The 25,432-nt window shown below is 57.3% G+C and carries 25 protein-coding genes; all 25 read left to right on the top strand.

The genetic code is table 11. The features are described 5' to 3' along the window. Window positions 1–104 precede the first annotated feature (104 nt). Window positions 105–881, top strand: coding sequence for a CheR family methyltransferase (locus C230_RS0116900; RefSeq protein ID WP_026174390.1), 777 nt, complete (start codon window positions 105–107; stop codon window positions 879–881). 111 nt (window positions 882–992) lie between these two features. Next, on the top strand, window positions 993–3,722 hold the full coding sequence (gene ppc, locus C230_RS0116905; protein ID WP_018133240.1) for a phosphoenolpyruvate carboxylase: 2,730 nt from the start codon (window positions 993–995) through the stop codon (window positions 3,720–3,722). Window positions 3,723–3,943: 221 nt separating this feature from the next. Further along, the gene (locus C230_RS0116910; protein WP_018133241.1) at window positions 3,944–4,240 is read left to right on the top strand and encodes a hypothetical protein; all 297 of its coding nucleotides are present in this window, start codon (window positions 3,944–3,946) and stop codon (window positions 4,238–4,240) included. 3 nt (window positions 4,241–4,243) lie between these two features. After that, the gene (locus tag C230_RS0116915; protein ID WP_018133242.1) at window positions 4,244–4,702 is read left to right on the top strand and encodes an OsmC family protein; all 459 of its coding nucleotides are present in this window, start codon (window positions 4,244–4,246) and stop codon (window positions 4,700–4,702) included. A 153-nt stretch (window positions 4,703–4,855) separates the two neighbouring features. Then, a complete protein-coding gene (locus C230_RS0116925) occupies window positions 4,856–5,767 on the top strand; it encodes an RluA family pseudouridine synthase (RefSeq protein ID WP_018133244.1) in 912 nt (303 codons plus the stop codon). 182 nt (window positions 5,768–5,949) lie between these two features. Further along, window positions 5,950–6,276: a hypothetical protein gene (locus tag C230_RS0116930; protein WP_018133245.1), complete on the top strand. Its 327-nt coding sequence runs from the start codon at window positions 5,950–5,952 to the stop codon at window positions 6,274–6,276. Then, the gene (locus tag C230_RS0116935; protein ID WP_018133246.1) at window positions 6,269–7,345 is read left to right on the top strand and encodes a M42 family metallopeptidase; all 1,077 of its coding nucleotides are present in this window, start codon (window positions 6,269–6,271) and stop codon (window positions 7,343–7,345) included. Before C230_RS0116930 ends, C230_RS0116935 begins: the two co-directional genes overlap by 8 nt. Further along, entirely contained in the window at window positions 7,327–8,355 is a 1,029-nt protein-coding gene (locus tag C230_RS0116940; protein WP_026174410.1) for a M42 family metallopeptidase, read from the top strand. Before C230_RS0116935 ends, C230_RS0116940 begins: the two co-directional genes overlap by 19 nt. Next, window positions 8,352–9,347 (top strand): zinc-binding metallopeptidase family protein, encoded by a 996-nt coding sequence (locus C230_RS0116945; protein WP_018133248.1) that lies wholly within the window; start codon window positions 8,352–8,354, stop codon window positions 9,345–9,347. Before C230_RS0116940 ends, C230_RS0116945 begins: the two co-directional genes overlap by 4 nt. A 131-nt stretch (window positions 9,348–9,478) precedes the next feature. After that, the gene (gene aroC / locus C230_RS0116950) at window positions 9,479–10,639 is read left to right on the top strand and encodes a chorismate synthase (RefSeq protein ID WP_018133249.1); all 1,161 of its coding nucleotides are present in this window, start codon (window positions 9,479–9,481) and stop codon (window positions 10,637–10,639) included. Next, the gene (gene aroB, locus C230_RS0116955; RefSeq protein ID WP_018133250.1) at window positions 10,636–11,751 is read left to right on the top strand and encodes a 3-dehydroquinate synthase; all 1,116 of its coding nucleotides are present in this window, start codon (window positions 10,636–10,638) and stop codon (window positions 11,749–11,751) included. The genes aroC and aroB overlap by 4 nt, the downstream gene beginning before the upstream one ends. After that, a complete protein-coding gene (aroH, locus tag C230_RS0116960; RefSeq protein ID WP_018133251.1) occupies window positions 11,748–12,116 on the top strand; it encodes a chorismate mutase in 369 nt (122 codons plus the stop codon). Before aroB ends, aroH begins: the two co-directional genes overlap by 4 nt. Before the next feature lie 328 nt (window positions 12,117–12,444). Continuing rightward, window positions 12,445–13,470, top strand: a complete 1,026-nt coding sequence (gene trpD, locus C230_RS0116965; protein ID WP_018133252.1) for an anthranilate phosphoribosyltransferase — start codon at window positions 12,445–12,447, stop codon at window positions 13,468–13,470. Next, on the top strand, window positions 13,471–14,262 hold the full coding sequence (trpC, locus tag C230_RS0116970; RefSeq protein WP_018133253.1) for an indole-3-glycerol phosphate synthase TrpC: 792 nt from the start codon (window positions 13,471–13,473) through the stop codon (window positions 14,260–14,262). Further along, complete coding sequence (locus C230_RS20865) at window positions 14,259–14,954, top strand: phosphoribosylanthranilate isomerase (RefSeq protein ID WP_018133254.1); 696 nt, start codon at window positions 14,259–14,261, stop codon at window positions 14,952–14,954. Before trpC ends, C230_RS20865 begins: the two co-directional genes overlap by 4 nt. Beyond that, window positions 14,891–16,075, top strand: a complete 1,185-nt coding sequence (gene trpB / locus C230_RS0116980) for a tryptophan synthase subunit beta (protein WP_018133255.1) — start codon at window positions 14,891–14,893, stop codon at window positions 16,073–16,075. The genes C230_RS20865 and trpB overlap by 64 nt, the downstream gene beginning before the upstream one ends. Then, window positions 16,072–16,896, top strand: coding sequence for a tryptophan synthase subunit alpha (trpA, locus tag C230_RS20870; protein WP_018133256.1), 825 nt, complete (start codon window positions 16,072–16,074; stop codon window positions 16,894–16,896). The genes trpB and trpA overlap by 4 nt, the downstream gene beginning before the upstream one ends. Beyond that, entirely contained in the window at window positions 16,893–18,002 is a 1,110-nt protein-coding gene (locus C230_RS0116990; protein WP_018133257.1) for a prephenate dehydrogenase, read from the top strand. The genes trpA and C230_RS0116990 overlap by 4 nt, the downstream gene beginning before the upstream one ends. A gap of 11 nt (window positions 18,003–18,013) precedes the next feature. After that, entirely contained in the window at window positions 18,014–19,312 is a 1,299-nt protein-coding gene (gene aroA / locus C230_RS0116995; protein ID WP_018133258.1) for a 3-phosphoshikimate 1-carboxyvinyltransferase, read from the top strand. Window positions 19,313–19,539: 227 nt separating this feature from the next. Further along, window positions 19,540–20,073, top strand: coding sequence for a hypothetical protein (locus C230_RS0117000; protein ID WP_156807501.1), 534 nt, complete (start codon window positions 19,540–19,542; stop codon window positions 20,071–20,073). Window positions 20,074–20,215: 142 nt separating this feature from the next. Beyond that, complete coding sequence (locus C230_RS0117005) at window positions 20,216–21,883, top strand: DNA repair helicase XPB (RefSeq protein WP_018133260.1); 1,668 nt, start codon at window positions 20,216–20,218, stop codon at window positions 21,881–21,883. Next, the gene (locus tag C230_RS0117010; RefSeq protein WP_018133261.1) at window positions 21,880–23,268 is read left to right on the top strand and encodes a helicase-associated domain-containing protein; all 1,389 of its coding nucleotides are present in this window, start codon (window positions 21,880–21,882) and stop codon (window positions 23,266–23,268) included. Before C230_RS0117005 ends, C230_RS0117010 begins: the two co-directional genes overlap by 4 nt. 320 nt (window positions 23,269–23,588) lie before the next feature. Continuing rightward, window positions 23,589–24,134: a ReoY family proteolytic degradation factor gene (locus tag C230_RS0117015; protein WP_018133262.1), complete on the top strand. Its 546-nt coding sequence runs from the start codon at window positions 23,589–23,591 to the stop codon at window positions 24,132–24,134. A 57-nt stretch (window positions 24,135–24,191) separates the two neighbouring features. Beyond that, window positions 24,192–24,653 carry a DUF2487 family protein gene (locus tag C230_RS0117020; protein ID WP_018133263.1) on the top strand — a complete coding sequence of 154 codons (462 nt, stop codon included), beginning with the start codon at window positions 24,192–24,194 and terminating at the stop codon, window positions 24,651–24,653. Window positions 24,654–24,885: 232 nt separating this feature from the next. Further along, window positions 24,886–25,425 carry a ubiquinol-cytochrome c reductase iron-sulfur subunit gene (locus C230_RS0117025; RefSeq protein WP_018133264.1) on the top strand — a complete coding sequence of 180 codons (540 nt, stop codon included), beginning with the start codon at window positions 24,886–24,888 and terminating at the stop codon, window positions 25,423–25,425. Window positions 25,426–25,432: the final 7 nt, after the last annotated feature.

Consider the following 25,432-nt stretch of genomic DNA (forward strand, 5'->3'; position numbering starts at 1 on the left):
GAGCCGGGGCTTTCGCTTTACCGGGCAGGAAATCCGGTCTGGCGATCGAATACTTGTTTACAGACGCAGCCATTTTGCGGATGGGAAGAGGTAGCAGGATGACGATGCAGGATTTTGATTGGTTTATGGAACAAGTGTATCGGAAAACGGGAATCGATCTGCGCAAATACAAGCGCCCGCAAATGGAACGGCGGTTGACCGCGCTCAGGGACAGGCACGGCTTTCGCGACTTTGCCGGCTATTTTCAGGCGCTCACGGAAAATCGGGAGATGTATGATGAATTTTTGGACCGGCTGACGATCAACGTGTCCGAATTTTTCCGAAACGCCAATCGCTGGGACGTGGTGATGAACCGGATCGTGCCGGAATTGCTCCAATCGAAACGCAAGCTGAAAATCTGGTCGGCCGCCTGCTCGACCGGTGAAGAACCGTATACGCTGGCGCTGATCCTGGCGAAATACCTCCCCTTGCCGGAGATTGAAGTGCTCGCAACCGACATTGACCAAAACGCGATTGCAAAAGCGAAACAAGGCATCTACCAGGCCCGTTCCCTGGAAGCGGTGCCTGAGGAGCTGCTGCAGAAATACTTTGCCGTAAGGGGCGGGGGAATGTACGAGATTTCACCGGACATCAAGCGGTGCGTCAAGTTTCAGCAGCAAAATCTGCTGGAAGACCCGTTTGGCCAGGAGTTTGATCTGATCGTCTGCCGGAATGTGATCATCTACTTCACCGAACAGGCGAAGGACCAGCTGTACCGCAAATTTGCGGCCGCGTTGCGACCGGGCGGGATCTTGTTCGTCGGCTCGACGGAACAGATTTTTCACCCGCAAACATACGGTTTTCGACCGTATGACACTTTTTTTTATCAGAAGGCGACGTGAAATGAATTCCAAAAAATATTTCACTTGTAAAAGCTGCATGTTTATGTATTCTTATTAATAAAGATTTTGCGGGAAAGAAAGAAGCATCAAAACATGACGGGAGTGAGGGAGATGAACAGTGAATCGGCCCTTCGCAGGGACATTCGCATCCTCGGGAATCTGTTGGGCAACGTCCTGATTTCGCAGTGCGGGGAAGAGGTTTTGCAATCGGTCGAGGAGATCCGAGCGGCTGCGAAAGAGTTTCGTGCCCAGGGGACTCCGGAAAGCCGCGACGCCTTGCTGCAAAAAATCATTCAGGTGCCGGTCGAACACCGGACGCATGTGATTCATGCGTTCGCCCTATATTTTCAGTTGGTGAACATAGCGGAACAAAACCACCGGATCCGCCGCAAGCGCGAGTATGAGCGCTCATCCGGCACCACCCCGCAACGCGGATCGCTGCGCAGCGCATTCCTGGAAATGAGGCAAAAAGGGGTGCAGGCGGACGAGATGGAATCCTTGATCCATAATCTGGGAGTGGAGCTGGTCCTGACCGCCCATCCGACGGAAGCGATGCGCCGCACCGTGCTTGACAAGCATCATCAAATCGCCATGATACTGGAAAAATTTGATGATCCGCTGTTGAGTTCGCGCGAGATGCAGCATCTCGAAAAACAGTTGAAGGCGGAGATCACGGGGCTGTGGCAGACGCGGCCGGTCCGCAAGGAGCGGATCACCGTTCTCGATGAGGTGCGCAACGGACTCTATTTCCTCGACCAAATTTTGTTTGATGTGCTGCCTGCCATCCATCTCGAAATGGAGGAACAGTTGCAGGCGGCGTATCCGGAACGCACATGGTCGGTACCGAGCTTTCTGCGATTCGGTTCCTGGATGGGCGGCGACCGCGACGGCAACCCGTTTGTCACGGCCGAATTGACGTTTCAAACGTTGATTCTGCATTTTGACCTGGCGCTTCGCAAGTATGAGGACCGGGTGAAGGAACTGGGGGTTCATCTCAGCCAATCCTACGAAAAAACGGGGGCGAGCCGGGAGTTGATTGAATCGCTGCAACTCGATCATATTCCCGACGAACCGTACCGGGAAAAGGTAAACCAGATCCTGCGCCGGCTGGAAGGCACGAAAAACGTCTACCACGGGGAAAAAACGCCCGGTACCTACTACAACAGGCCGCAAGAGTTTCTGGCTGACATCCGGCTGATCGAACGGTCTCTGATCGAGCATAAGGGAAAAGAGATTGCCGAAGTAAAGGTCAGACCTTTGATCCGGCAAATCGAACTGTTCGGGTTTCACATGGCCGCGCTGGATATTCGCCAGCACAGCGAGGTGCATGAGAACGCGATCGAGGAGCTGGTACGCGTGGCCAGGATCGGCAGCTACAAATCGCTGCCGGAAGCGGAGAAAATTCGGTTCCTGACAGGATTGCTGGAAGATCCGCGGCCGCTCGTGAGTCCTTATGCACACGTGACGGACGAGACGCGGGAAACGGTCAACGTGTTCCATACGATCCGCAAGAGCCATCAATTGTTCGGGGAAGAATGCATCCAAAACTACCTGATTTCCTTGTCGCAAGGCGTCAGCGATCTGCTGGAAGTGCTGCTGTTGTGCAAAGAGGCGGGGCTGTTCGCTTGGAACGAGGACGGCAGTGTCACCAGCAAAATCAACATCGTGCCTTTGTTTGAGACGATCGAGGATCTGCGGGTGGCACCGGCGATCGTCGACGAGTTGTTCGCCAACCCGGTATACCGCAAACATCTGCAGGCACGCGGCAATCTGCAGGAGATTATGCTCGGATATTCGGACAGCAACAAGGACGGCGGCTACCTGACGGCAAACTGGGAATTGTACAAGTGCCAGAAGGCGATTTTTGAAGTAGCCAGCGAATACGACGTGCGGCTGAAGTTTTTTCATGGACGCGGCGGCGCGCTGGGACGCGGCGGCGGACCGCTCGAGCGAAGCATTTTGGCGCAGCCGCCGGAAGCATTGCACGGCAAGGTGAAAATCACCGAACAGGGGGAAGTGATCTCCCAGCGCTACAGCCACCCGGAGATTGCCAAGCGGTCGCTGGAATCGGCTGTGTCGGCGGTGCTGATCGGTTCGCTGAACGTGCAGACGGAACACATGAAAGATACGGAACGGAAATGGTCGCAGATCCTCGAGCGGTTGTCGCGTGATTCGTTCACCGCTTACCAGGAGATGGTCTACCGGAACGAACACTTTTTGCCGTATTTTCAGCAGGCGACGCCGATCGATCTGCTGGCCGAGCTGAACATCGGCTCGCGTCCGGCAAAACGCAAGAACTCTCCGCGAATTCAAGATTTGCGGGCGATCCCGTGGGTATTTTCCTGGACGCAAAACAGGCACCTGCTGCCGGCGTGGTACGGTTTTGGCACGGCTGTTGAAAATTACGTGGATGCCAATCCGGAATCCCGAGCTGAATTCCGGCGGATGTACCGGCACTGGCCGTTTTTCAAGGTGCTGGTCGACAATCTGCAGATGGCGCTCGGCAAGGCGGATATGGCGATCGCGGCCGAGTATGTGCAACTGGTGCAGGAGCAAGCGGCTGCCGAGCAGATTTTTGCCCGGATTCTGGAGGAGTATGAACGAACGAAACGGATGGTGCTGATGATCACGAACGAGAGCGAAATCCTCTCGAACAGCCCTGCCATCCGGGAATCGATCCGCTTGCGCAATCCGTACGTGGACCCGCTGTCCTATTTTCAGGTGCTGTTGTTGAAAGAACTGCGCTCCCGCAGCGGGCAAAGCGAAGATTCACAAGATCTGGTGCAGGATGTGCTGCTGACGATCAACGGGATCGCATCCGGCTTGCGAAACACGGGTTGATCGCCGTCGGTTGAGACATACTAGCCTCTAGATAAGACTGCCACACCTGAGTCAAGTTCCTTTCGGACCACAGGTTACTTCGGGTTCCCGTCAAGTGCTTGACACCTGACGGGGTGTTGCATTGCTTCTCGTCACTTTGCTGGGGGTGTCAGGAGGCTGATTGCTCCATGTCCAAACCGAAAAATCGGCAGCTGGAAGCGCGCTAGCGGGAGATCGAAGCGATGCCGCTGCAGGATCTGTATCTGTTGCGGGCCCGGTACACGCGCGAGCAGGGACTGCTCGGCAACGTGCCGTTGCTCGCATCGACCGTTCCGCTGATTTTTATGGTTTTCGGCAATCATCTTGCGTACTTCCTACCGAGCCACAATTCCTGGTGGCTGTTGGTGATGGGGATTTCCGTGGTCAGCATCGCCTGGTCGCTGACCCACCATTTTCGCGTAAAAGGCAACACCGCCTGCATGATTTATCTGATCGATCAGGCGATTCGACAGAGAGAGAGTACCGACCGGAGGAGATAGAAGATGAAAGTTTCCGTTCAATGGGAAGGCAAACGGCGCTTCGCGGCAAGAGGCGAGTCGAACCACCCGGTGGTAATGGATGCGAAGCCGGACGTCGGAGGAGAAGACCAGGGACCGCGCCCGATGGAACTCCTGCTGATGGGGCTGGGCGGCTGTACGGGGATCGACATTGTGATGATTTTGGAAAAAATGCGCCTGATGGTGGAAGAGTTCCGGATGGAGATTGAGGGCGTCCGGCGCGAGGAGTATCCGCAAAAATTTACCGAGATTCATGTGAAATATATTCTGAAAGGCGCCAATTTGACGCCCGACAAGGTGGAACGGGCGATCCGGCTGTCGGAGGACAAATACTGCTCCGCATCAGCGTCGCTCAATGCAAGAATCCGCACCAGCTATGAATTGAACGGCGTGGTTTACGAGATGGGCGAAAGGGTGGAAGTCGATGACGATCCGTTGCAATGACTGCTATGAGGAAAACGATCCGCGCAGTGAACGCTGCGCCCGATGCGGCAGGCTGCTGGAAGAGTCGCGGCAGCAGCGCACGCGAGACCAGTACGAATTCCAGCATTTCGACGCGCCCAACGTCGTGAGGAAGGACCGCTCCGCAAGGAAAGTATGGTAGACGATCGCTTGCAGGAAATCGCAGCGCTCTGCGTGCAGCCGGAAGATGACGGAAAAATGGTCAGGCAGCTGATCCGCGATCGGCTTGGCATTTCCCGCAGTCTGTTGCGCAAGATCGTAGCTGCGCAAGGGGTGAGGGTGAACGGGCAGCCGGTATACATCACTTGGCGTGTGCGGGCAGGCGACGAACTGCGTTTGCTCGGCTTGCCGGAGTGCTCCGAATTTATCTTGCCCGAGGAAATGCCGCTCGAGATCGTGTATGAGGACGCTGATCTGGCGGTCGTCAACAAACCGGCCGGGCTGGTCGTGCACCCGACCAAAGGGTATACCGCCGGAACGTTGGCGAACGGCATGGTGCACCATTGGCGGCAAGCGGGCGAGACTGCGCGCTTCCGACCGGTGCACCGACTCGACAAAAACACGACCGGTTTGCTGGTGATCGGCAAGAACCAGTTTGCTCACCAAAAATTGTCCGAACAGCTTCGGCAGCGGCTGTTTCGCCGCGAGTATCTGGCCGTTGTGCACGGCAATCTGCAACGGCAGAAGCTGACGATCGAAGCGCCGATCCTGAAAAAACAGGGAGATCCGCAACGGATCGTGGCGGAACAGGGGCAACCGGCAATCACGTTTGTGACAGTGGAACAACAGCTGGCCAACGCAACGGTGATCCGACTGCAGCTGGAAACGGGCAGGACCCATCAGATCCGGGTGCATATGAGACATATCGGTCATCCGCTGTTCGGCGATGATTTGTACGGAATCGGACAGCCGGACGGGATCGGCAGGCAGGCGCTGCACGCGGCGGTTTTGGGATTCCGGCATCCCCGCGACGGCCGCTGGGTGGAATGGGAAGCGGAGATGCCCGAGGATATGCGGCAGTTGATCGAACGGCTGCAAACCGGGTGATGTCCCGCTGATTGCCAGCGTACTGCAGGCTGGATGCTTCAGTCGGTTGTTTCCGTTGACGTTGCGATTTTGCCTGGAGTAGAATATCGGTAGTGCATATGGAAGCGGGAAAGGAGACTTGGCCTATGCCAAGTTTTCTTTGTCTTCTTTTTCTTTTCTTTCACTGCAAGGGAGCGGATAGTATGTTGGACTTTTTGCTTGTCGCAGGCAGTATGTATTTGATGTACCGATGGGGGATCCGGCAAATGGTCCGGTCCCAGATTGTGAAAAGCTGGATGTTGGATCGGGTAGCGTATTCGTTATTCATGGCAACCGGCTGCACGCTGTCGCTCTATTTGAGCGTCCTAGCGCTGTTTCCGCTGATCGCCGACTGGTCGGTACCGGCCAAAAGCCTGATCCCCACCGTGGCCGGCATCTGGCTGGGTGAGTTGCTCTATGCGCGCAATCTGGCGATGACAATGCGGATGCTGCAGAGAATTCGCCGCAAGGAGGAGCGGGCGAATGAGTAGGCTGGCCGATTACAAGCAGGCTTTGCTGGAACTGATGGAGGTTCCTGGCGTAACCGGCTATGAATCGGAGGTGGCCGGTCGGATCGCGTCCTATTTTTGCACTTATACGGATGAAATCCGGACAGACAAGCTGGGCAACCTGATCGCCCTGATCAGGGGAGAAGGCGCGGAGCCGCGGCCGCGTATTATGGTAGCCGCGCACATGGATGAGATCGGGCTGATCGTGACAAAGGTCGAGCCGGGCGGATTCCTGCGCTTCACGCAACTGGGCGGATTGGATCCGCGGACCTTGCTCGGGCAAGAGGTGATCGTGCACGGCCGGACGAAATGCCACGGGATTGTCGGATCGAAGCCGCCCCACCTGACGACGGCGGAAGAGCGGGACACGGCGATTCCGCTGCAGGACTTGTATATCGATTTGGGCATGCCGGAAGAACGGGTACGGGAGCAGATCCAGATCGGGGATGTGATTACGATCGTCCGCTCCAGCATGGAACTGCAGAACGGGTACATAGCGGGCAAGGCGTTGGACAATCGAGCGGGTATCGCCGCTTTGCTCGAATGCTTGCAGGAAATGAACCGGCTGTGGATCCAGGCGGATGTTTATGTGGTGGCCACCGTGCAGGAGGAATTGGGCAACCGTGGCGCCGCTGCTGTAGCAAATGCGATCCGTCCCGATTTGGGAATCGCGGTCGATGTCACCCACGCCGGCATGCCCGGCGTTGCGGCTGATTTGGGTATGAAAATGGACGGCGGGGCGGTGATCCATAACGGCCCGAACATTCATCGCGATATCTTCGCCCGGTTTGTGAAGACTGCGGATCAGCAGAACATCCCGTATCAGATCCGTTTGTCGCAAGCACCGACCGCGACAGACGGGAACGCGATCCAGATCACGCGGGAAGGAATTCCGACCGGGGTGCTCGCGATCCCGCTGCGGTATATGCATACTTCCGTGGAAACGGTCTGTTACCGGGATGTGCAGCGCGTCGGCAAGCTGCTCGCCCATTTTGTCGCATCGGTCGATCGTTCGTTCGTGGAGGGATTGGCTTGTTACTTAAAAAACTGACGGAAGCGATGGGCCCTTCCGGGTTCGAAGATGAGATCCGCCAGGTGATCTATGAAGAGGTGCGCGATTATGCGGACCGCGTGTATACGGACAGCCTCGGCAGCCTGATTGTCGAGAAAAACGGCTCGCAACCGGGTCCGAAAGTCCTACTCTGCGCCCACATGGACGAAGTCAGCCTGATGATCGTCCAGATTGAGGAAAACGGACTGCTCAGATTTCGCCCGATCGGCGGCGTCGATTCGCGGGTACTGCTGGCGAAGCCGGTGCGCATCGGCAAACGGAAAATGTTTGGCGTGATCGGGTCCAAACCGATTCATCTGCAATCTTCGGCGGAACGGGAAAAACCGGTCTCGATCGAGCAGATGTTCATCGACATCGGCGCGAAAACGAAAGAAGAAGCTGAAAAATGGGTGCAGCCCGGAGACTGCGCCGTTTTCGCAACGGACTATCAGGAAATCGGGCAGCGCTGCGCCAAGTCGAAATCGTTTGACGACCGGGTCGGCTGCGCGGTGCTGGTCGAAACGATCAAAAAATCGTTTGACATCCCCCTCGTGTTCGCTTTTACCGTGCAGGAAGAAATCGGTCTGCGCGGGGCCGGGCCGGTCGCCTACCGGGTGAATCCGGACATTGCGCTGATCCTGGAGGGAACCGTTTGCTTCGATGTGATGGGAGCGCCCGGGCACGGTCAGGGAACCGTTATGGGAAAAGGGCCCGCGTTGTCGGTGATCGACTCGTCAACAATTGCGAACCAATATTTTTTGCAGCACATGCTCCAGGTTGCCGAAGCGGCGGGCATTCCCTACCAGTTTCGGCGTGTCAGCGGGGGCGGCAATGATGCGGGACGGGTGCACATTGCCCGCGGCGGCATCCTGACGGGCGCGGTGTCGGTGCCCACGCGCTACATCCATGCGCCGGCCCAACTGATCAGCCTCGACGATTACGAAAACACGATCCGACTGGTGGAAGCGTTTTTGCGGAGCGTGGAAAAAGGGGGATTGCGTCTCGCATGAAGCAGTTGATTTTCCAATTGGCTGGCGCAGCAGGTCCGTCCGGATCGGAAACGGAAGTGCGCGACATCCTGTCGGGGCTGTTGCAACCGCATGTGGACGAACTGAAAGTCGACGTTTTGGGCAACCTGCTGGCGTGGAAAAAAGGAACCGCCAACAGCGGCAAAACCGTACTGCTGGCAGCGAACATGGATGAACCTGGCGTCATGGCCATCCATTGCGAAAAAAATGGATTCATTCGGATTGTACCGGTCGGTTCGTTGAATCCGCTGCATCTGATCGGGGAACGGGTGCGTTTTGCCAATGGAGTACTCGGAGTGATCGGAGCGGCTGCAAACACCTCACTTAAAGACATTACATTCGCCGATTTGTATGTGGATATCGGAGCGGAATCGCAGGCGGAAGCAGCGAAACGGCTGCCGATCGGAACGGCGGGGGCGATTGACAAGCCAGTGTTTCAGCTGACAGAGAACCGGCTGGCGGGCAAATCGCTGGACAATCGTGTGGGTTGTGCGGTGCTTGTTGAGGTGACGTCTAGGCTGGGAGCGTATCCGCATGATCTGGCGGTTCTGTTTGCTGCGCAAAAAGAGGTGGGCTCTCGCGGCGTCAAAGCGGCCTCATTCAAGATCAACGCCGATTTTGCGTTGACGGTTGGCGCCGCCAAGGCGGGAGACATGCCGAGTGCGGAACGCAGCGTCTTGTCCCTTGGGATAGGACCGGCGATCAAAGTGATGGACCGCGGCGTCGTCGTCCCGCCTGCCATCAAGCAGCGGCTGGTGGATGCGGCGGAACGGCTGCAAATTCCCTATCAGCTGGAGGTATCGCCGGACGGAAACAGCGATGCCGGCCAGATTTTGCTGTCCAAAGACGGGGTTCCCACCGGCGGGGTATCGATTCCGGTGCGGTACGGACAGGCTCTTTTGCAGGTGGCCGACCTGCGGGACATCGAGCTGGCATCCCGTCTGGTGCTGGAAACTTTACAAAACGAACGATGAACCGTCGAAACGCCCGGACAACCTGACGCTGCCGGGCGTTTTTTCATTGTTTTCTGTCGATATCTGCATTATAATGTTAAAAATATATAACACGGTACAGCGTGAAAGTAGTTCGTCAGGAGGACTTGAACATGTTGCGTTATTTGACAGCAGGCGAATCGCACGGTCCGCAGCTGACCGCGATCATTGAAGGCTTGCCGGCGAATCTGCCGTTGTCGATCGACAAAATCAACCACCAGCTGTGGCGGCGGCAGCAGGGATTCGGGCGGGGTGGCCGGATGCGGATCGAAACGGACCAGGTGACGATCACAAGCGGGGTTCGGTTCGGTAAGACGATGGGAACGCCCGTTACACTGGTCGTCATAAACCGCGACTGGAAAAATTGGGAACAGCGTATGGCGGTTACAGGCGAACCGCCGGCCGATCTGGAGATCGTCAGCAAGCCGCGGCCGGGCCATGCCGATCTGGCCGGTTCCCTGAAATACAACCAGCAGGATGTCCGGAACGTGCTGGAGCGGGCCAGTGCCCGCAACACGGCCACGTTGGTGGCTGTTGGCGCTGTTGCCCGCCAGCTTTTGGAAGAGTTCAACATTCATGTCTACAGCCACATCGTTGAACTTGGCCCGATCAAAGCGGGACCTGTCGCGGGCACGATCGAGGAAATCGCCGTACGGGCGGAACAGTCGCAAGTGCGGGTCGCCAATCCGGACAAGGAAGCGGAAATCATCGAGCTGATCAAGCAGGCCCGGAAAGAAGGCAACTCGCTGGGCGGCATCTTTGAGGTAGTCGTCACCGGCGTGCCGGTCGGGCTGGGCTCCTACTCGATGCCCGACCGCCGTCTGGACAGCCGCTTGGCGGGCGCGCTGATGGGCATCCAGGCGATCAAAGGGGTCGAGATCGGGCTCGGGTTTGACGCTGCGAGAAAGCCGGGGTCCGAGGTGCACGATGAGATTTTTTACACTGCGGAGCAAGGGTATTATCGGGAAACCAACGGGGCAGGCGGCATCGAAGGCGGCGTCTCGAATGGGCAGCCGATCGTCGTCCGCGCCGCCATGAAGCCGATTCCCACACTTTACAAGCCGCTGCGCAGCGTGGATATGGCGACCAAACAACCGTTTGCAGCGAGCATCGAACGGTCCGATGTATGTGCCGCGCCGGCAGCCGCGGTGGTCGGCGAAGCGGTGACCGCCTGGGTGATCGCCGCATCGTTCCTGGAAAAATTCGGCGGCGACTCGTTGGAAGAAACACGCGTCAACTACAACAATTACCTGAAGCTGGTGGCGGAACGATGATCCGGGAGAAACGAACGGTTCACGTCGATCTTGGCGACCGCGGATATGACATTGTGATCGGAGAGGGATTGCTCGACGAGCTCGGACAACTGGCGCAGCAGGCGGGGATTCCGGCAAGCTCCGCCTGCATGATCGTAACGGATGAAAACGTTGCGGCGTCCGGCCATTTGCAGCGATCGATCACCGCTTTGCAAACTGCCGGCTACCAGGTGGCGGAGGCGGTCGTTCCCGCGGGGGAAGGCTCCAAAACTCTCGCCCAGGCAGCGGAGCTGTTTGATCGTGCGTTTGCTGCGGGGCTGGATCGAAAATCGGCCATTTTCGCCCTCGGCGGCGGGGTGGTCGGCGATCTGGCCGGTTTTGTGGCCGCCACTTATATGCGGGGCATCCCGTTTGTACAAGTGCCAACTACCGTTCTTGCTCATGACAGTTCTGTCGGCGGAAAGGTGGCGGTCAACCATCCGAAAGGAAAAAACGTGATCGGCGCGTTTCACCAACCGAAACTGGTCGTCTATGACATCGCCACTTTGCGGACGCTGCCGCCGCGGGAAGTTCGCTCCGGTCTGGCGGAAGTGATCAAACACGGGGTGATCCGGGACGCCGGATTTTTCGAATGGATCGAATCCTCGATCGACAAGGTGAGCTCACTCGATCCGGAGATTGCGGCGGAAATGCTGGCGCGCTCCTGTTCCGTCAAAGCGGCCGTTGTCGCCCGCGATGAAAAAGAAGCGGATGTGCGGGCGATCCTCAATTTTGGCCACACGCTGGGCCATGCGATCGAAGCGGCGGCCCGTTACGGCACCTATATGCACGGCGAAGCGATTTCGATCGGCATGGTGTTTGCGGCAGAATTGTCGCTGCTTTACGGAAAAACGGATCGCGGGACGGTCGAACGGATTCGCACCTTGCTCCTGCGAGCCGGGTTGCCGACCGAACTACCCGCCGATTTGGATCCGGTTGAGCTGCTCACTTCCATGAAGCAGGACAAAAAAGCGGCCGGCGGCCGCCTCGCCTTCGTGCTGGTAACGCAAATCGGATCGGTTGAGATTTGCCGAAATGTGGACGAAGAGTCGGTGCTCGCCTTGCTTCGTCGGCTGGGGGGGAACGAACGATGATTCGCGGCATTCGCGGCGCCACGACGGTGGAAGAAAACACGGAAACGGCGATTTATGAAGCGACGAGAGAACTGTTGTCGGAAATCATATCGGCCAACCGGATCCAGCCGGAAGACATCGCGTCCGTGTTTGCCACGGTGACGGATGATTTGGATGCGGCGTTTCCGGCGATGGCGATCCGCACGATCCCCGGCTGGGAACTGGTGCCGATGATGTGTTCCAGGGAGATTCCGGTGCCCGGCAGCGTAAGTAAATGCATCCGGGTGATGATTCACGTCAATACCAACTTGTCGCAAGCGGAAATCAAACATATCTATCTGGGTAGGGCTGCCGGGCTGCGCCCCGATCTGACCGGGAAAAAGTAGTGCTTGACGATGCAAGCGCCTCCGGGTACACTGTTTGTAAGATTCGGAGTGCTTGAGTCAAGATTTGACGAGGGTTTGAGATGAGCAATTGAACGAGTGGAGCAGAGCCGAGACGAAACAGTAGAGATTTGCGAAGGGTGATGGAGTCTGTCACCTGTTCGTTCCCATTTTCGTCTTTCACAAGGTCAGAGCTGTGCTCTGGCCTTTTCTTTTAACGGCGGGACGGTCAAAAAAGGCTGTTCGGCATCAGCGGCTGCTGCTTCCTGGTGAGCTCTGACAAGAAGCTTTTTGAGCGAGTTCAGGCCAGTTGAGAGGAGAGCGGAGATTTATGAGAGCAGTGTTGGAGAAGTTGATCGCCGGCTGCGATTTGACGGACGCGGAAGCGGAGCAGGTGATGGATCAGATTATGCAGGGCCAGGCGACGCCGGTGCAGATCGCCAGTTTCTTGACGGCGATGCGGGTGAAAGGCGAAACGGTCGAGGAGATCACCGGCCTGGTCCGCAGCATGCGCAAGCACGCGACGCCTGTCATCACCGGTGTGGAAGGAATCCTCGACACCTGTGGAACCGGCGGGAGCGGGATTCCGAAGTTCAACATTTCTACAGCGGCGGCTATTGTGACGGCAGCGGCCGGCGTGCCGATCGCGAAACACGGGAACCGGGCGATGTCGGGCAAATCTGGCAGCGCGGACGTTTTGCAAGCGCTCGGCGTGAATATCGAGCTGAATCCGTATCAGGCCAGGATTTGTCTGGAACAGGCGGGCATCTGCTTTATGTTCGCCCCTCTCTATCACCAGTCGATGAAGCACGCGGTGGGGCCGCGGCGGGAACTGGGGTTCAAGACGGTGTTCAACATCCTCGGCCCGCTGACCAACCCGGCTGGCGCCAGGCGGCAGGTGATCGGCACGTTTTCCGGCGGGTTGCTGGAAAAAATGGCGCGGGTGCTGCACGCCTTGGGAGCGGAACATGTGATGGTCGTGCACGGTTCGGACGGCTTGGATGAAATTACGGTGACAGGACCTACCCAGGTTGCCGAACTGAAAAGCGGAAAGGTCGAATTGTACGAAATCCACCCGGAACAGTTTGGCTTGCCGGTGTATCCGCTGGAAGCGATCGTCGGCGGTGGCCCGGAAACGAACGCGTTGATCGTCCGCCGTGTGTTGAACGGCGAAACGGGAGCCACGCGGGACATCGTGGTGCTGAATGCGGCTGCCAGCCTCTATGTGGCGGGCAAAACAGCTTCCTTGCAGGAAGGGGTCCAGTTGGCGCAATCGCTGATCGATTCCGGCAGGGCCCGGTTGACATTCGAACGGCTGGTGGAGGTTTCCAACCGGTTTGTGAAGGAGTTGGCGTAGATGATTCTCGACCGGATCGTCGCTGTCAAGCGGCAAGAGGTGGCCGCGTTACAGCAAACTATCGATCTGCGGCAGGCGGAGCGGGCAATCTCGGAATTGCCGCCCGCTCGCGGCTTTGCGAACTCGCTTCGCGCCTGCCGGGACGCTGTCGCCCTGATCGCTGAGGTGAAAAAGGCGTCTCCCTCGAAAGGGGTGATTCGCCCGGACTTCCATCCGGTGCAAATCGCCAGGCAGTATGAGGCGGCGGGAGCCACTGCGATTTCCGTGCTGACCGATGTCCAATTTTTCCAGGGCAGCCCTTCGTATCTGGCAGAGATTCGCCAATCGGTGTCGCTGCCGCTCTTGCGGAAAGACTTTATCATCGATCAATATCAAATCTATGAGGCGCGCCTGCTGGGAGCCGATGCGATTTTGCTGATCGCTGCGATTCTAACCACGGAGCAGTTGCGGCGGTTTCGGGAACTGGCGGAGGCATTGGGGATGGACGCGCTGGTCGAAGTGCACGACCGGGCCGAATTGCAAGCGGCGCTCGCGTCAGGGGCGGGCTTGATCGGTGTCAACAACCGGGATCTGCGGACATTTGACGTCGATTTGCAAACGACCGCCGACGTGGCTGCCGATCTGCCCGCGGGCAGCTTCCTCGTTTCGGAAAGCGGAATTTTTACCTATCAGGATGTGCAGTTCGTGAAACAGGCGGGAGCCGGTGCGATCTTGGTCGGCGAGTCGCTGATGCGGTCGGACGATATCCTGTCCGCGGTCAACCGCTTGTTGGGCAGGAAGATTGAGGTATGACCCGGATCAAGATATGCGGGCTGCAGACGCGGGAAGCTGTGCGGGCGGCGGCAGAGGCCGGAGCCGATTTTATCGGCTTTGTGTTTGCCAGGAGCAAACGGCAAGTGCCACCGGAGCAAGTGGGGGAACTGACACACGGGCTAGCGGCTCCCAGACGGATTGGCGTGTTTGTCGACGAATCGCTCGAATCTTTGCTGGCAGCCGGGAAAGCGGCAGCATTGGATGGATTCCAGCTGCACGGCGCCGAATCGCCTGCGTTGTGCCGCGAACTGAAGGAACAGACCGGCAAGCTGGTGTGGAAAGCTTGGCCTGTGCGGTTCGATGAAGCAGATGCACAGATTCGGTACTATCGGGGAGCGGTGGACGCCGTCTTGCTGGACACCTATCATCCGGGGGCGGCGGGGGGCACCGGCAGGACGTTCCCGTGGCGCGGGATCGCCCGGTTTCGCGAATGGCTGCCGGATGTTCCGATTTTTGTGGCCGGCGGGCTGACGGTTGACAATGTCGGGGAACTCGTTGACGAATACCGTCCGGATGGAGTCGATGTATCATCCGGCGTGGAATCGAACGGCGCGAAAGATGCGGACAAGATCAAGCGGTTTATCGAAAGAGTGAGGGAGAGAGACGGATGCTACCGGATGAAAAAGGGCGTTTCGGAAAATACGGCGGGAAGTTCGTGCCTGAAACGCTGATGAATGCGCTCGACCAACTGGAGCAGGAGTATTGCCACTACCGCCAGGATCCGCAGTTCCAGCGGGAGCTGGCGCGGATGCTGACTGAATACTCGGGGCGCCCGACCCCGTTGTATTTTGCGGAACGTTTGACGAAGCAGCTGGGCGGTGCGAAGATCTATTTGAAACGGGAAGATTTGAACCATACGGGAGCGCACAAGATCAACAACGCGTTAGGGCAGGGACTGCTAGCGAAATATACCGGCAAAAAACGGGTGATCGCCGAGACGGGAGCCGGACAGCACGGCGTGGCAACAGCGACGGTCGCCGCCTTGCTGGGATTGGAATGCACCGTCTTCATGGGTGAAGAAGACATTCGGCGGCAAGAGTTGAACGTGTTTCGCATGAAGCTTCTGGGAGCGGAAGTGGTGCCCGCCACGTCAGGCACGCACACACTGAAGGACGCGACCAATGAGGCGATCCGCCATTGGGTGGAGCATGTAGAAGATACGTTTTATATCATCGGATCGGTGGTGGGACCGCATCCGTATCCGATGATGGTTCGCGATTTTCAACGGATTATCGGCGATGAAACGCGCGAGCAGTTTCTTGCGAAAGAAGGCCGCTTGCCGGACGAGATCGTCGCTTGTGTCGGCGGCGGTTCGAATGCGATGGGGATTTTTTATCCGTTTCTCGAGGATCCGGTCAAGCTGACGGGTGTCGAAGCGGCTGGTGAAGGGATTGACACGGAGCGGCATGCGGCAACAATCAGCAAGGGACGGCCCGGCGTGATCCACGGATCGTTGACCATGTTGCTGCAGGATGAGTACGGGCAGGTGCTGCCCGCCCATTCGATTTCGGCGGGGCTTGACTATCCGGGAATCGGACCGGAGCACGCCCATCTGGCGGATACAGGCCGCGCACAATACGTGTCGATCACCGACAGGGAGGCGCTCGCAGGGTTGCAGACGCTCGCCCGCGTCGAGGGGATCATTCCGGCGCTGGAGAGTGCCCATGCGGTCGCGCATGTGCTGAAGGTGGCCCCGAGCCTGCCAAGCGACTACAGCATCGTGATTTGCTTGTCGGGCCGCGGCGATAAAGACATGCAAAGCGTCATGGGGTATTTGGGGGTGGAACGATGAGCCGGATTCAAGCCGTTTTTGACAGATTAAAGGAAAAAGGGGAAACCGCCCTGATTCCGTTTGTCACCGTAGGCGATCCCAGTCTCGAGTGGACGGAGCGGATCGTCCGCGATCTCGAAGCGGCAGGGGCGGATCTGATCGAACTGGGCATCCCGTATTCGGATCCGCTGGCTGACGGACCGGTGATCCAGGCGGCCGCTTTGCGGTCGCTTAAGCAGGGCACGCGGATGGTCGACGCGTTTGCATTGGTGGCGCGATTGCGCCAATCGGGCGTCGGCGTACCGCTGATTTTGTTTACGTATGTGAATCCGGTGATCCAATGGGGAGTGGAACGATTTTTTGCAACGGCGAAAGAGGCGGGGGCGGACGGCGTGATTATTCCGGACCTGCCGTATGAAGAGAGTGGGGAAGCGCGTCTGGCGGCGGCCAAATACGGTGTCGATCTGATCCCGTTGGTGGCGCCGACCAGCCGGCAGCGAATCGAACGGATTGCGCAATCGGCGAGCGGCTTTGTGTACTGCGTTTCCTCGCTTGGCGTCACCGGCATGCGGGACCGGTTTTCCGCCGAGCTGCCGGAGTTTGTGTCCAGCGTGCGATCTGCCACAACGCTGCCGGTGGCAGTCGGATTTGGTGTCAGTACCCCCGAGCAAGCGGCCCACATCAAGCAATTTGCCGATGGGGTGATCGTCGGTTCCGCCATCGTCCGGAAAATCGAACGGCTGGCGGAAGCGATCGGCAGCGGCCATCAGGCGGAGATCGACGGAGCGTATGGCGAACTGGTGCAGTTTGCCGCTGCCTTGAAGGAGCCGTTGCGGGCATGATTTCCTACAACAAGATCGTGATCGTCGGCTGCGGGCTGATCGGAGGGTCGCTGGCGCTGGCCTTCCGTTCGCACGGCATGGTCAAGCGGATCGCAGGCGTCGATGTCGATGCGGCAGGATTGCAGAAAGCGTTCGCCCTGGGGGTTATTGACGAAGCGTTTGAAAATCTGGAGGACGCTGTAAGAGACGCTGACCTGATCGTGCTTGCGGTGCCCGTGCTGCAAACGATCCGCCAGTTGGAACGGCTGGCGGCGCTGCCGTTGCAAAAAGGCTGTATCATCACAGACGTATCCAGCACGAAACGGGAAATTTGCGAATACGCCCGGACGCATCTGCCGGAAGGGGTTACGTTTATTGGCGGCCATCCGATGGCCGGTTCGGAAAAATCGGGCGTCGCCGCCTCCACCCCCCGGCTGTTCGAGAATGCCGCCTACATTCTGACGCCCGATGCCGCTTGTGACCCGCTTGCGGTAGACAAGCTGCGCAGGACGTTCGAGCAGATTCGGGCACGCGTGCTGATGATGGATGCGGCGGAACATGACCGGATCGTGGCGGCAGTGAGCCACATTCCGCACGTCGTAGCTGCGCTGCTCGTCGATCAGGTGGCCGATCTGGGCCAGGACAACCCACTCTACAGCCGGCTGGCGGCGGGCGGATTCCGCGATGTGACGCGGATCGCGTCCGGCAGCCCGGTGATGTGGCGGGACATTCTGCTGACAAACCGGGAACCGGTGCTTGATTTGCTAAAGGACTGGCTGCGGCGGACCAGCCAGATTGTCGAGTTGCTGGAGGCGGGGGATGCTGGCGAAATCGAATCTTTTTTTGTCAGGACGCGCGATTGGCGTGACGCGCTGCCCGCGAAAGCGAAAGGCGTCGCCACCCATTATTACGAGATGACGATCGATGTGGAAGACAAACCGGGCATCATCGGCCATGTGGCTAGCCTGCTCGGCCAGCACCAGATCAATTTGCGCAACATCGGGATCCTGGAGAACCGGGAGGAAGTGAACGGCCAGCTGCTGCTGTCTTTTGCTTCTTACCAGGAGCAGGAGGAAGCGCTGCGTCTGCTGCAAGGTCACGGTTATAAGGTGCATGTGCGGGAATAGGAGGAACGAGCATGATCGAAATTCGCCCTGTAAATCGTCCGCTGAATGCGGTGGTGGAAGTGCCGGGTTCGAAAAGCATCTCCAACCGGGCGCTGCCAATCGCCGCATTGGCGAACGGGATCAGCACGTTGCGGAATATGCTGTTCAGCGATGACAGCCGCTACTTTATGAGCTGTCTGCAAAAATTGGGGTTTTGCCTGGAGATTGACGAACAGCGAAAAACGGTGCTGGTCGAAGGAAAAGGCGGACTGATTCCGGAGCAAAACGAGCCTGTCGACCTGTTTGTCGGCAACGCCGGGACGGCCGCCCGCTTTTTGACCGCGTTCGTTTCGCTTGGCAAGGGAACCTATCGAATCGACGGAATTCAGCGGATGCGCGAACGCCCCATCCAGGATTTGATCGAAGCACTGCAGACGCTTGGCGTCTCCGTTCGTTCCGAGTTGGGCACCGGCTGTCCGCCGGTGTTGGTGGAGGCCAACGGGATCAAAGGCGGCAACGTGTCGATCCCCGGCACCCGCAGCTCGCAATACCTGTCCGCTTTGCTGTTGGCCGCTCCCTACGCCGGGCAGGATGTGGACATCGAAGTGGCGGGCGAACTTCTATCGGCGCCTTATATCGAGATGACGATCCGCATGATGTCCCAATTCGGGGTCGGGGTGGAGCGCACGGGCGATGCTTCGTTCCGCGTCCGCTGCGGGCAACGCTATCAAGCACGAGAATATGTGATCGAACCGGACGCTTCCAGTGCTTCCTATTTTGTAGCCGCGCCGGCGATCGCTGGCGGCAGGGTGCGCGTTTTGCATCTGTCGCGCGAATCCCTGCAAGGGGATGCCCAGTTTGCCGACTTGCTGCAGCAGATGGGCTGCCGCGTTCGCTGGGGAGCCGATTTTATCGAGGTGGAACGGTCCCTTGATCATCCCTTGCGAGGCATCGATGTCGATTTGAACGAGATGTCCGATACGACGATGACGCTGGCGGTTGTCGCCCCGTTTGCGGCCACTCCGACGACGATCCGCAACATCGGTCACATACGGATTAAGGAAACGGACCGGATTCATGCGGTTGTCACCGAACTGCGCAAGCTTGGCGTACAGGTGGAAGAGTGGGAAGACGGCATGCGCATCCATCCGGCGGAACAAATCGTCCCGGCGGAGATCGATACCTACGATGACCACCGGATGGCGATGGCTTTCGCCTTGGTCGGATTGCGCGTCCGGGGTGTCAAAATCAAAGACCCCGGCTGCGTTTCCAAAACGTTCCCGACCTATTTTCAAGTATTTGAGCAGATGTGCAAGCAGACGACAGCCTGACACGAACCATTTGTCAGGCTGTATTTGTGAAAAATTTATCAACATTTATAATGGAGATAATCTTGACAAACCTACCAGTCGTTCGATATGATAAAAATGCAAGGCTTGAGTTCTGGTTTCTCTCCACTCCTATCATTTTTACCCGTCCGGTTGGACGGGTCTTTTTTTATTTTCATCGGGTCTTTCCACCGGACCTCGTTCATACAGATGATAGAAGAACTTGTCTTGTGCAGAAGAGGTGGGAGAACGTGGTCAGCCGCAAACTGATCCTGCACGCAGTGTTCGCACAGTTGTTGATCTGCTGCTGGATCTTCCTGAAAATCGTCTGCTTGCCGTATATCATCTGGAAATTTCTCGGCGCGTCCCCAGCCGCGGCCCGCATCGGTGACCTGTTGGCGCTGCTGCTCGGCACATTCGCCGCACTCAGCATGGGAGCCGTCGGGTATTGGCATGCAGCCGGTTATCCGGCCGATCGTTCCCGCTTGCAAATCGCTGTCGGGGCGATGGGGTTCATTCATCTTCCGCTGTTTCTGTTTGTGATCTACAAATGGGGGTTTGGCAGCGCCTGGGATACCTATTGGTCCGCCTATCTGTCCGGCTGGTTGTCGATCGTTACCCACCCAATGATTCTGGTCGGATTTTACGGAAAATGGGTCGATCTGATTGGGGCCGTCCTGTTGTGTGTGTGTTATCTAACGGGTGTCTGGATGTATTTTGACGAACTGAAAGATCTCAAAACCACCCGGATGCGAAGGGAATAACAAGCGATCGGATTGGAAGGACCGCCGTGCGGCGGTTCTTTTCTTGTTTGATCATGGACGATCAACTCGGCATTTTCCTTGATTAAAATTCCGTTCCGGACAAATACTAATTTTAGCCAATTTGCAGAAGGGTGAGGTACGCTTGGCAACCGGCAAACCGTTGATCGTGCAAAGCGACAGGACGCTGCTGCTGGAAGTGAACGACCCGACGTTCAAAACGGTGCGGGATGCGATTCTGCCGTTTTCCGAACTGATCAAAAGCCCCGAACATGTGCATTCCTACCGAATCAGCCGCGTTTCCCTCTGGAACGCGTCCACCTCGGGCCTGACGGCGGAATCGATTCTTGGCACGCTGCGGGCTTACAGCCGCTATCCGATTCCCTTGAACGTCCAGCAATTTATTGTGGAAGAAACGGAGAAGTACGGTCGTCTCGTGCTGAAAAAACGGAACCAAAAAGTGCTGTTGACGGGGGATCGGACGCTGCTAGCGGAACTCGGCCAGCATCCGGCAGTCAGTCAGATGATAGCGAAAGCGACCGGTGGAGGCTTGGAAGTGCCGGCCGCGATGCGGGGCGAAATCAAACGGGTGTTGGCGAAACTCGGCTACCCGGTGAAGGATCTGGTGGGCTACAGCGAGGGGGCGCCGCTGCCGATCCGGCTGGGTCAATCGGACCAGCCGCCAGGCGGCTTTCGTTTGCGGCCGTATCAGGAGGAGGCGGTTCGCGCTTTTTTGGCGTCCGGCTCCGGAGTGATCGTGCTGCCTTGCGGTGCCGGCAAGACGGTGGTGGGATTGGCGGCGATGGCCGCCATCCGGGCGAATACGCTGATTCTTACGCCGAATGTGGCGGCCGTCCAGCAATGGATGCGGGAGATCGCCGATAAGTGCGAGGTTCCCGACGGTGCGCTGGGCGAATATACCACTGACTGCAAGCAGGTGAAACCGATCACTGTCACCACCTACCAGATGCTGACCTACACGCGGAATGGCAGGTATCCGCATTACGAAAAATTGAACCAGGGCGGTTGGGGGCTAATCATCTACGACGAGGTGCACTTGCTGCCGGCCCCCGTGTTTCGGCTGACGGCGGAGCTGCAAAGCACGCGGCGGCTGGGCTTGACCGCGACATTGGTGCGGGAAGACGGAGCGGAGGCAGAAGTCTTTTCGATGATCGGCCCGCGTGTCTTTGACATACCGTGGAAGCAGTTGGAGCAGCAAGGCTGGATTGCGGAAACCGCCTGTTATGAAATCGGTGTGCCGGCGGATGAGGCGACGCGCATTCGCTACCTGTCCTCGCCAGATCGGCAAAAATACCGGATTGCGGCGGAAAATCCGCTGAAACTCCGGGTGATCCGATCGCTGTTGCGGTCGCATGCGGAGGATCGGGTACTGATCATCGGGCATTATGTGGAACAACTGAAACGGATTGCCCGCGACTTGAACGCCCCATTGATCACCGGGCAGACCGATTCGCGCAAGCGGGTAGCGTTGTTTCAACAATTTCGGGAAGGCGCCATCTCCGTATTGGTCGTGTCGAAAGTGGCGAACATCGCGATCGACCTGCCGAACGCAAACGTCGCGATCCAGGTGTCGGGATCGTTCGGCTCGCGGCAGGAAGAAGCGCAGCGGCTGGGAAGGCTGTTGCGCCCAAACGCCGATGGCCGACCCTCCCGCTTCTATTCGCTTGTCACCAAACAAACCTGCGAGCAGGAGCGGGCGCTGCACCGGCAGCTGTTCCTGGTGGAACAGGGCTACGAGTACAAAACGATTGACGCGGAAAAATGGTTGCGGCAAGGGGAGGATAACCGATGAGGTTAAGCGAATGCCTGAATTCATCCGATATTGATACGCTCAGAAACATCGCCGAACGACACGGCTTCGACTGCCATCGCAGTTCGAAAAACTCGCTGATGCAGACGATCATGGCCCATTTTCGCAACCGGACATTTATCCGTGAAACATTGGCCGGCCTAGACAGCCGCGCATACAGGGAAACGTTGCAGCAATTGACGTTGGACAGGCGGAAATCGTTCTCGCGGGAAGATCTGGCGGCCATCATCAAACGGGCGACGGGCGATGCGTCCGACCAGCATCAACGCCTGGTCAGCCAATTGCTGCGGGACGGTTGGCTCTACCGGCTGGGCAGCCAAGGGGGAAAAAGCGCTTACTACCTGCCGGAAGACCTGCTGCAGACAATGAAGGAGTACATCACAGAGGAGTTGCAGAAGCGGGTCGAGCAAATCGAGTCGCCGCCGGTTGTCTACCGGGACGACCAGTTGGCGATCGTCCGCGACGCGATGCAATTGATCGCTTTCATCAACAACCACGATGTGAAAATCACGCAGGATGGCGTCATTTACAAACGGCAGCTGCTGCTTTTGCTGGACAGCATGGAAATCCGGGAAGACCTGCTCAACACCGGCTGGCGGTTCGGGTACGGCAGGCGGTTTCACGACTATCCGGATCGGTTCGCCTTGATTTACGATTACTGTTACGGGCGTGGGCTGATCGAGGAGCTGGAAGAGGGATTGCTCGCGCTTACCGACAAGGTGGAACCGTGGTTGCGGCAGCCAGACAAGCAAAAATTGTACGATATGGTAAAATTTTGGCGATTGTTGTACAGGCGGCCGATTCCCCGCCTCGCTTTGGCCGTCAGTACGATTGCTTCCGCCACCCGGAACCGCTGGACGACGAAAGAATCGGTCAACCAACTGATCTCTCCGTATGTGAACTGTTACTATTACGACAGTCAGCAGCAGGTGATGGAAATGCGGATTTATCAAATGCTGGTCTACCTCGGCCTGCTCTGGTTCGGCAAATTGCCCGATGGCAGGGATGTCATGAGGCTGTCCGATCTGGGCCGGGAAATTTTGTTGGAAGAACTTCCGGCGGACGAACCGGAACCGGTTCTTGCCGATTCTGCACCGTTGATTGTACAGCCGAATTTTGACGTGTTGCTGCCGGCCTCCGAAGCGGGCAAACTGGCCTGGGAACTGAGCCAGTTCAGCGAACTGGTGCGGGCAGACATGATGCGGATTTACCGGCTGACGAAAGCGAGCGTCCGGCGTGGCCTGCAAAACGGCTGGTCCACAGACCGGATTCTCGGTTTTCTCGACCGCCATTCCGGCAATCTGCTTCCCCGCAATGTGAAACGGATGATCGAGCGGTGGAGCGAGGAGACAGTCCCCGGCCTCTAACTGCATACAGCCAATCACAAGACTACGGAACCGGCAGACTGGCACACTGCCCGGTTCCGTCGTTTTTTTCCTGCGTTCCCCTCTAGGTTTCCGGCAGGTCCTTCTGGTAAAATAAAGATACGCCCCGTTTATCTGTGCAAGTTGCGGCGTCAAAATCTAAAATTTTGCAAAAACTTTATGGCGGAAAAAAAGGAAATCATCAGCGCCGTGCCGAATATAATGTTGCAAAGAATATTCCTACGATTCGGGGCAGGATTGAAGTTGCGGTTGTTGTTGCTGTCTATCTCTCATGTATTATTCTGTAAAAGGAGGGAACGGCGGTGGGCGAAGTTATCAACGGTGCGGAAAAGAAGTATTTTATCAAATGGTTTTTGGAGAAATACGAACTGCAGAACAGGGAAGCGGAGTGGCTGTTGCAGTACATTGCGTCAAACGACCACATTCTGGAACGCGTCCATTTTATTGACAATTTCAAGAATCTGCCGAAGACGATCCTGATTTCCACCAAATGCGTGCAGATGACACCGTTCAAGTTTTATAAGAACCGGCGTGTTACCTCTGACGTGGAGAAAGCGTTTCTCGATATTCACAACAATCCGCATGAGGATATCTATATAGGACTTTTCTTCAAGGACAGGAGCGTTTCGCCCGAATATGCAGCGGTGTTGGAAACCAATCCGCAGGAAGAAGCGAAGGAAACGGACGCGCTGGTCAGCCTGCAAGCCGAGCTGATCCTCGATCAGGCGGTCAAAATCTATCGGCTGTCGAAGCTCTACGAACAGATCGACCGGGCGTTGGATGCACGAGATAAGGAGCAGTTTCTGAAACTGACAAACGAATTGAAGCAAATCGAAGAACTGGGCTAAGCCCGGTTCTTTTTTGTATAATAAGCGAAGCACAACGTACAGCCGGGAGGAAACGAGATGCGTTTGGTTGAATTGTCAGTCGAAAAATTTGCGGAACTGAAACCGTACGTAGACACGCTGCTGCTTCCTGTCTGCGCCGTCGGCAGCGAACAAGCAGGTGAGCCATTCGCGCGAGACCTGCTGTGGGTTCGCCAGATCGCTGCTGAGATCGAGCGGCGGCTCACCGGCAGGGTGTTTTTGTTGCCGGAAGCGGTTCACACAACCGGACAAGCCGGCGAGTCCGGCATGCCGCAGAATGTGTTGGCCGATTACTTGTATCACCTGCTGCTTCCCTACAAAGAGCGGGGACTGACCAAGCTTGTGCTGCTGCATTCAGCGGACACTTCCGGCGACGCAATCGCAAAAGCATGGGATCAACTGGAACAGCAGGGATTTCAGGTGCTGGCGTTGCTTGCAGAGCCGGACGAGGCGACCGCGGACGCGTTGGTCCAGCAGATTATCCCGCTCTGGAGCCGGTAAAATCGACATTTTTGTGAACAAGCTCAAGAGAGGAATGACGGCGTTTTCAAAATTTGGGTATACTGCTAGTAGAGTTGCCACGGTGGCACGGCGGACGCTTGAGAAATTTAGCACAAGTTGGCTTGACACTCTATAGGGCAGGCTGTAAGATGAATACGTACATTTCAGGGTGTCGAAACGGCTCGAACCAGACGAATCATTTTTTTTGTCCGAAGGCAGGGAGGTTACCAGGATGAGTGATGAACGAAAAGGCAAAGACGGACTCACCCGCCGCCAATTTTTGACCTATGCGCTGGGCGGGACCGGTGCTTTTATGACAGCATCGATCGTGGCTCCGTTGATTCCGTTTACCGTCGACCCGTTGAAGCGGGCGGGCGAAGCGAACTTTGTCGAAGTGGGAAAAGAGACGGATTTCTCGAGCGATCTGCCGAAGAAGGTGGAATTCACCGTCCATAAAAAAGACGGCTGGTACGAATCGGACGCCAAGCTGAGCGCCTGGATCATCAAGCGGGAAGACGGCAAATGGCTGGCGATGTCCCCGATCTGCACCCATCTCGGTTGCCAGGTGAACGGCTCGACAGATACGGCAGGAAATCCTGTGCCGCCGAAAGATGGCGAATGGTTCTTCCATTGTCCGTGCCATGATTCGGTGTTTGACAAGTATGGCCGGCCGAAACCGGGGGTTCCGGCGACCCGTCCGCTCGACGTGTTTGAGGTTAAGATCGAGGGCGGCAAGGTGCTGCTCGGGCCGAAAAGCGAACGAAAGGCATAGGAACAGG

Origin of the sequence: Effusibacillus pohliae DSM 22757, assembly GCF_000376225.1 — a bacterium.
Lineage (GTDB): Bacteria > Bacillota > Bacilli > Tumebacillales > Effusibacillaceae > Effusibacillus > Effusibacillus pohliae.

Excerpts from the sequence above, each read along its gene's own strand:
- C230_RS0116900 (WP_026174390.1), top strand. The coding sequence starts at position 105 with ATGCAGGATTTTGATTGGTTTATGGAACAAGTGTATCGGAAAACGGGA.
- ppc (WP_018133240.1), top strand. The coding sequence starts at position 993 with ATGAACAGTGAATCGGCCCTTCGCAGGGACATTCGCATCCTCGGGAAT.
- C230_RS0116910 (WP_018133241.1), top strand. The coding sequence starts at position 3,944 with ATGCCGCTGCAGGATCTGTATCTGTTGCGGGCCCGGTACACGCGCGAG.
- C230_RS0116915 (WP_018133242.1), top strand. The coding sequence starts at position 4,244 with ATGAAAGTTTCCGTTCAATGGGAAGGCAAACGGCGCTTCGCGGCAAGA.
- C230_RS0116925 (WP_018133244.1), top strand. The coding sequence starts at position 4,856 with ATGGTAGACGATCGCTTGCAGGAAATCGCAGCGCTCTGCGTGCAGCCG.
- C230_RS0116930 (WP_018133245.1), top strand. The coding sequence starts at position 5,950 with ATGTTGGACTTTTTGCTTGTCGCAGGCAGTATGTATTTGATGTACCGA.
- C230_RS0116935 (WP_018133246.1), top strand. The coding sequence starts at position 6,269 with ATGAGTAGGCTGGCCGATTACAAGCAGGCTTTGCTGGAACTGATGGAG.
- C230_RS0116945 (WP_018133248.1), top strand. The coding sequence starts at position 8,352 with ATGAAGCAGTTGATTTTCCAATTGGCTGGCGCAGCAGGTCCGTCCGGA.
- aroC (WP_018133249.1), top strand. The coding sequence starts at position 9,479 with ATGTTGCGTTATTTGACAGCAGGCGAATCGCACGGTCCGCAGCTGACC.
- aroB (WP_018133250.1), top strand. The coding sequence starts at position 10,636 with ATGATCCGGGAGAAACGAACGGTTCACGTCGATCTTGGCGACCGCGGA.
- aroH (WP_018133251.1), top strand. The coding sequence starts at position 11,748 with ATGATTCGCGGCATTCGCGGCGCCACGACGGTGGAAGAAAACACGGAA.
- trpD (WP_018133252.1), top strand. The coding sequence starts at position 12,445 with ATGAGAGCAGTGTTGGAGAAGTTGATCGCCGGCTGCGATTTGACGGAC.
- trpC (WP_018133253.1), top strand. The coding sequence starts at position 13,471 with ATGATTCTCGACCGGATCGTCGCTGTCAAGCGGCAAGAGGTGGCCGCG.
- C230_RS20865 (WP_018133254.1), top strand. The coding sequence starts at position 14,259 with ATGACCCGGATCAAGATATGCGGGCTGCAGACGCGGGAAGCTGTGCGG.
- trpB (WP_018133255.1), top strand. The coding sequence starts at position 14,891 with ATGCTACCGGATGAAAAAGGGCGTTTCGGAAAATACGGCGGGAAGTTC.
- trpA (WP_018133256.1), top strand. The coding sequence starts at position 16,072 with ATGAGCCGGATTCAAGCCGTTTTTGACAGATTAAAGGAAAAAGGGGAA.
- C230_RS0116990 (WP_018133257.1), top strand. The coding sequence starts at position 16,893 with ATGATTTCCTACAACAAGATCGTGATCGTCGGCTGCGGGCTGATCGGA.
- aroA (WP_018133258.1), top strand. The coding sequence starts at position 18,014 with ATGATCGAAATTCGCCCTGTAAATCGTCCGCTGAATGCGGTGGTGGAA.
- C230_RS0117010 (WP_018133261.1), top strand. The coding sequence starts at position 21,880 with ATGAGGTTAAGCGAATGCCTGAATTCATCCGATATTGATACGCTCAGA.
- C230_RS0117020 (WP_018133263.1), top strand. The coding sequence starts at position 24,192 with ATGCGTTTGGTTGAATTGTCAGTCGAAAAATTTGCGGAACTGAAACCG.
- C230_RS0117025 (WP_018133264.1), top strand. The coding sequence starts at position 24,886 with ATGAGTGATGAACGAAAAGGCAAAGACGGACTCACCCGCCGCCAATTT.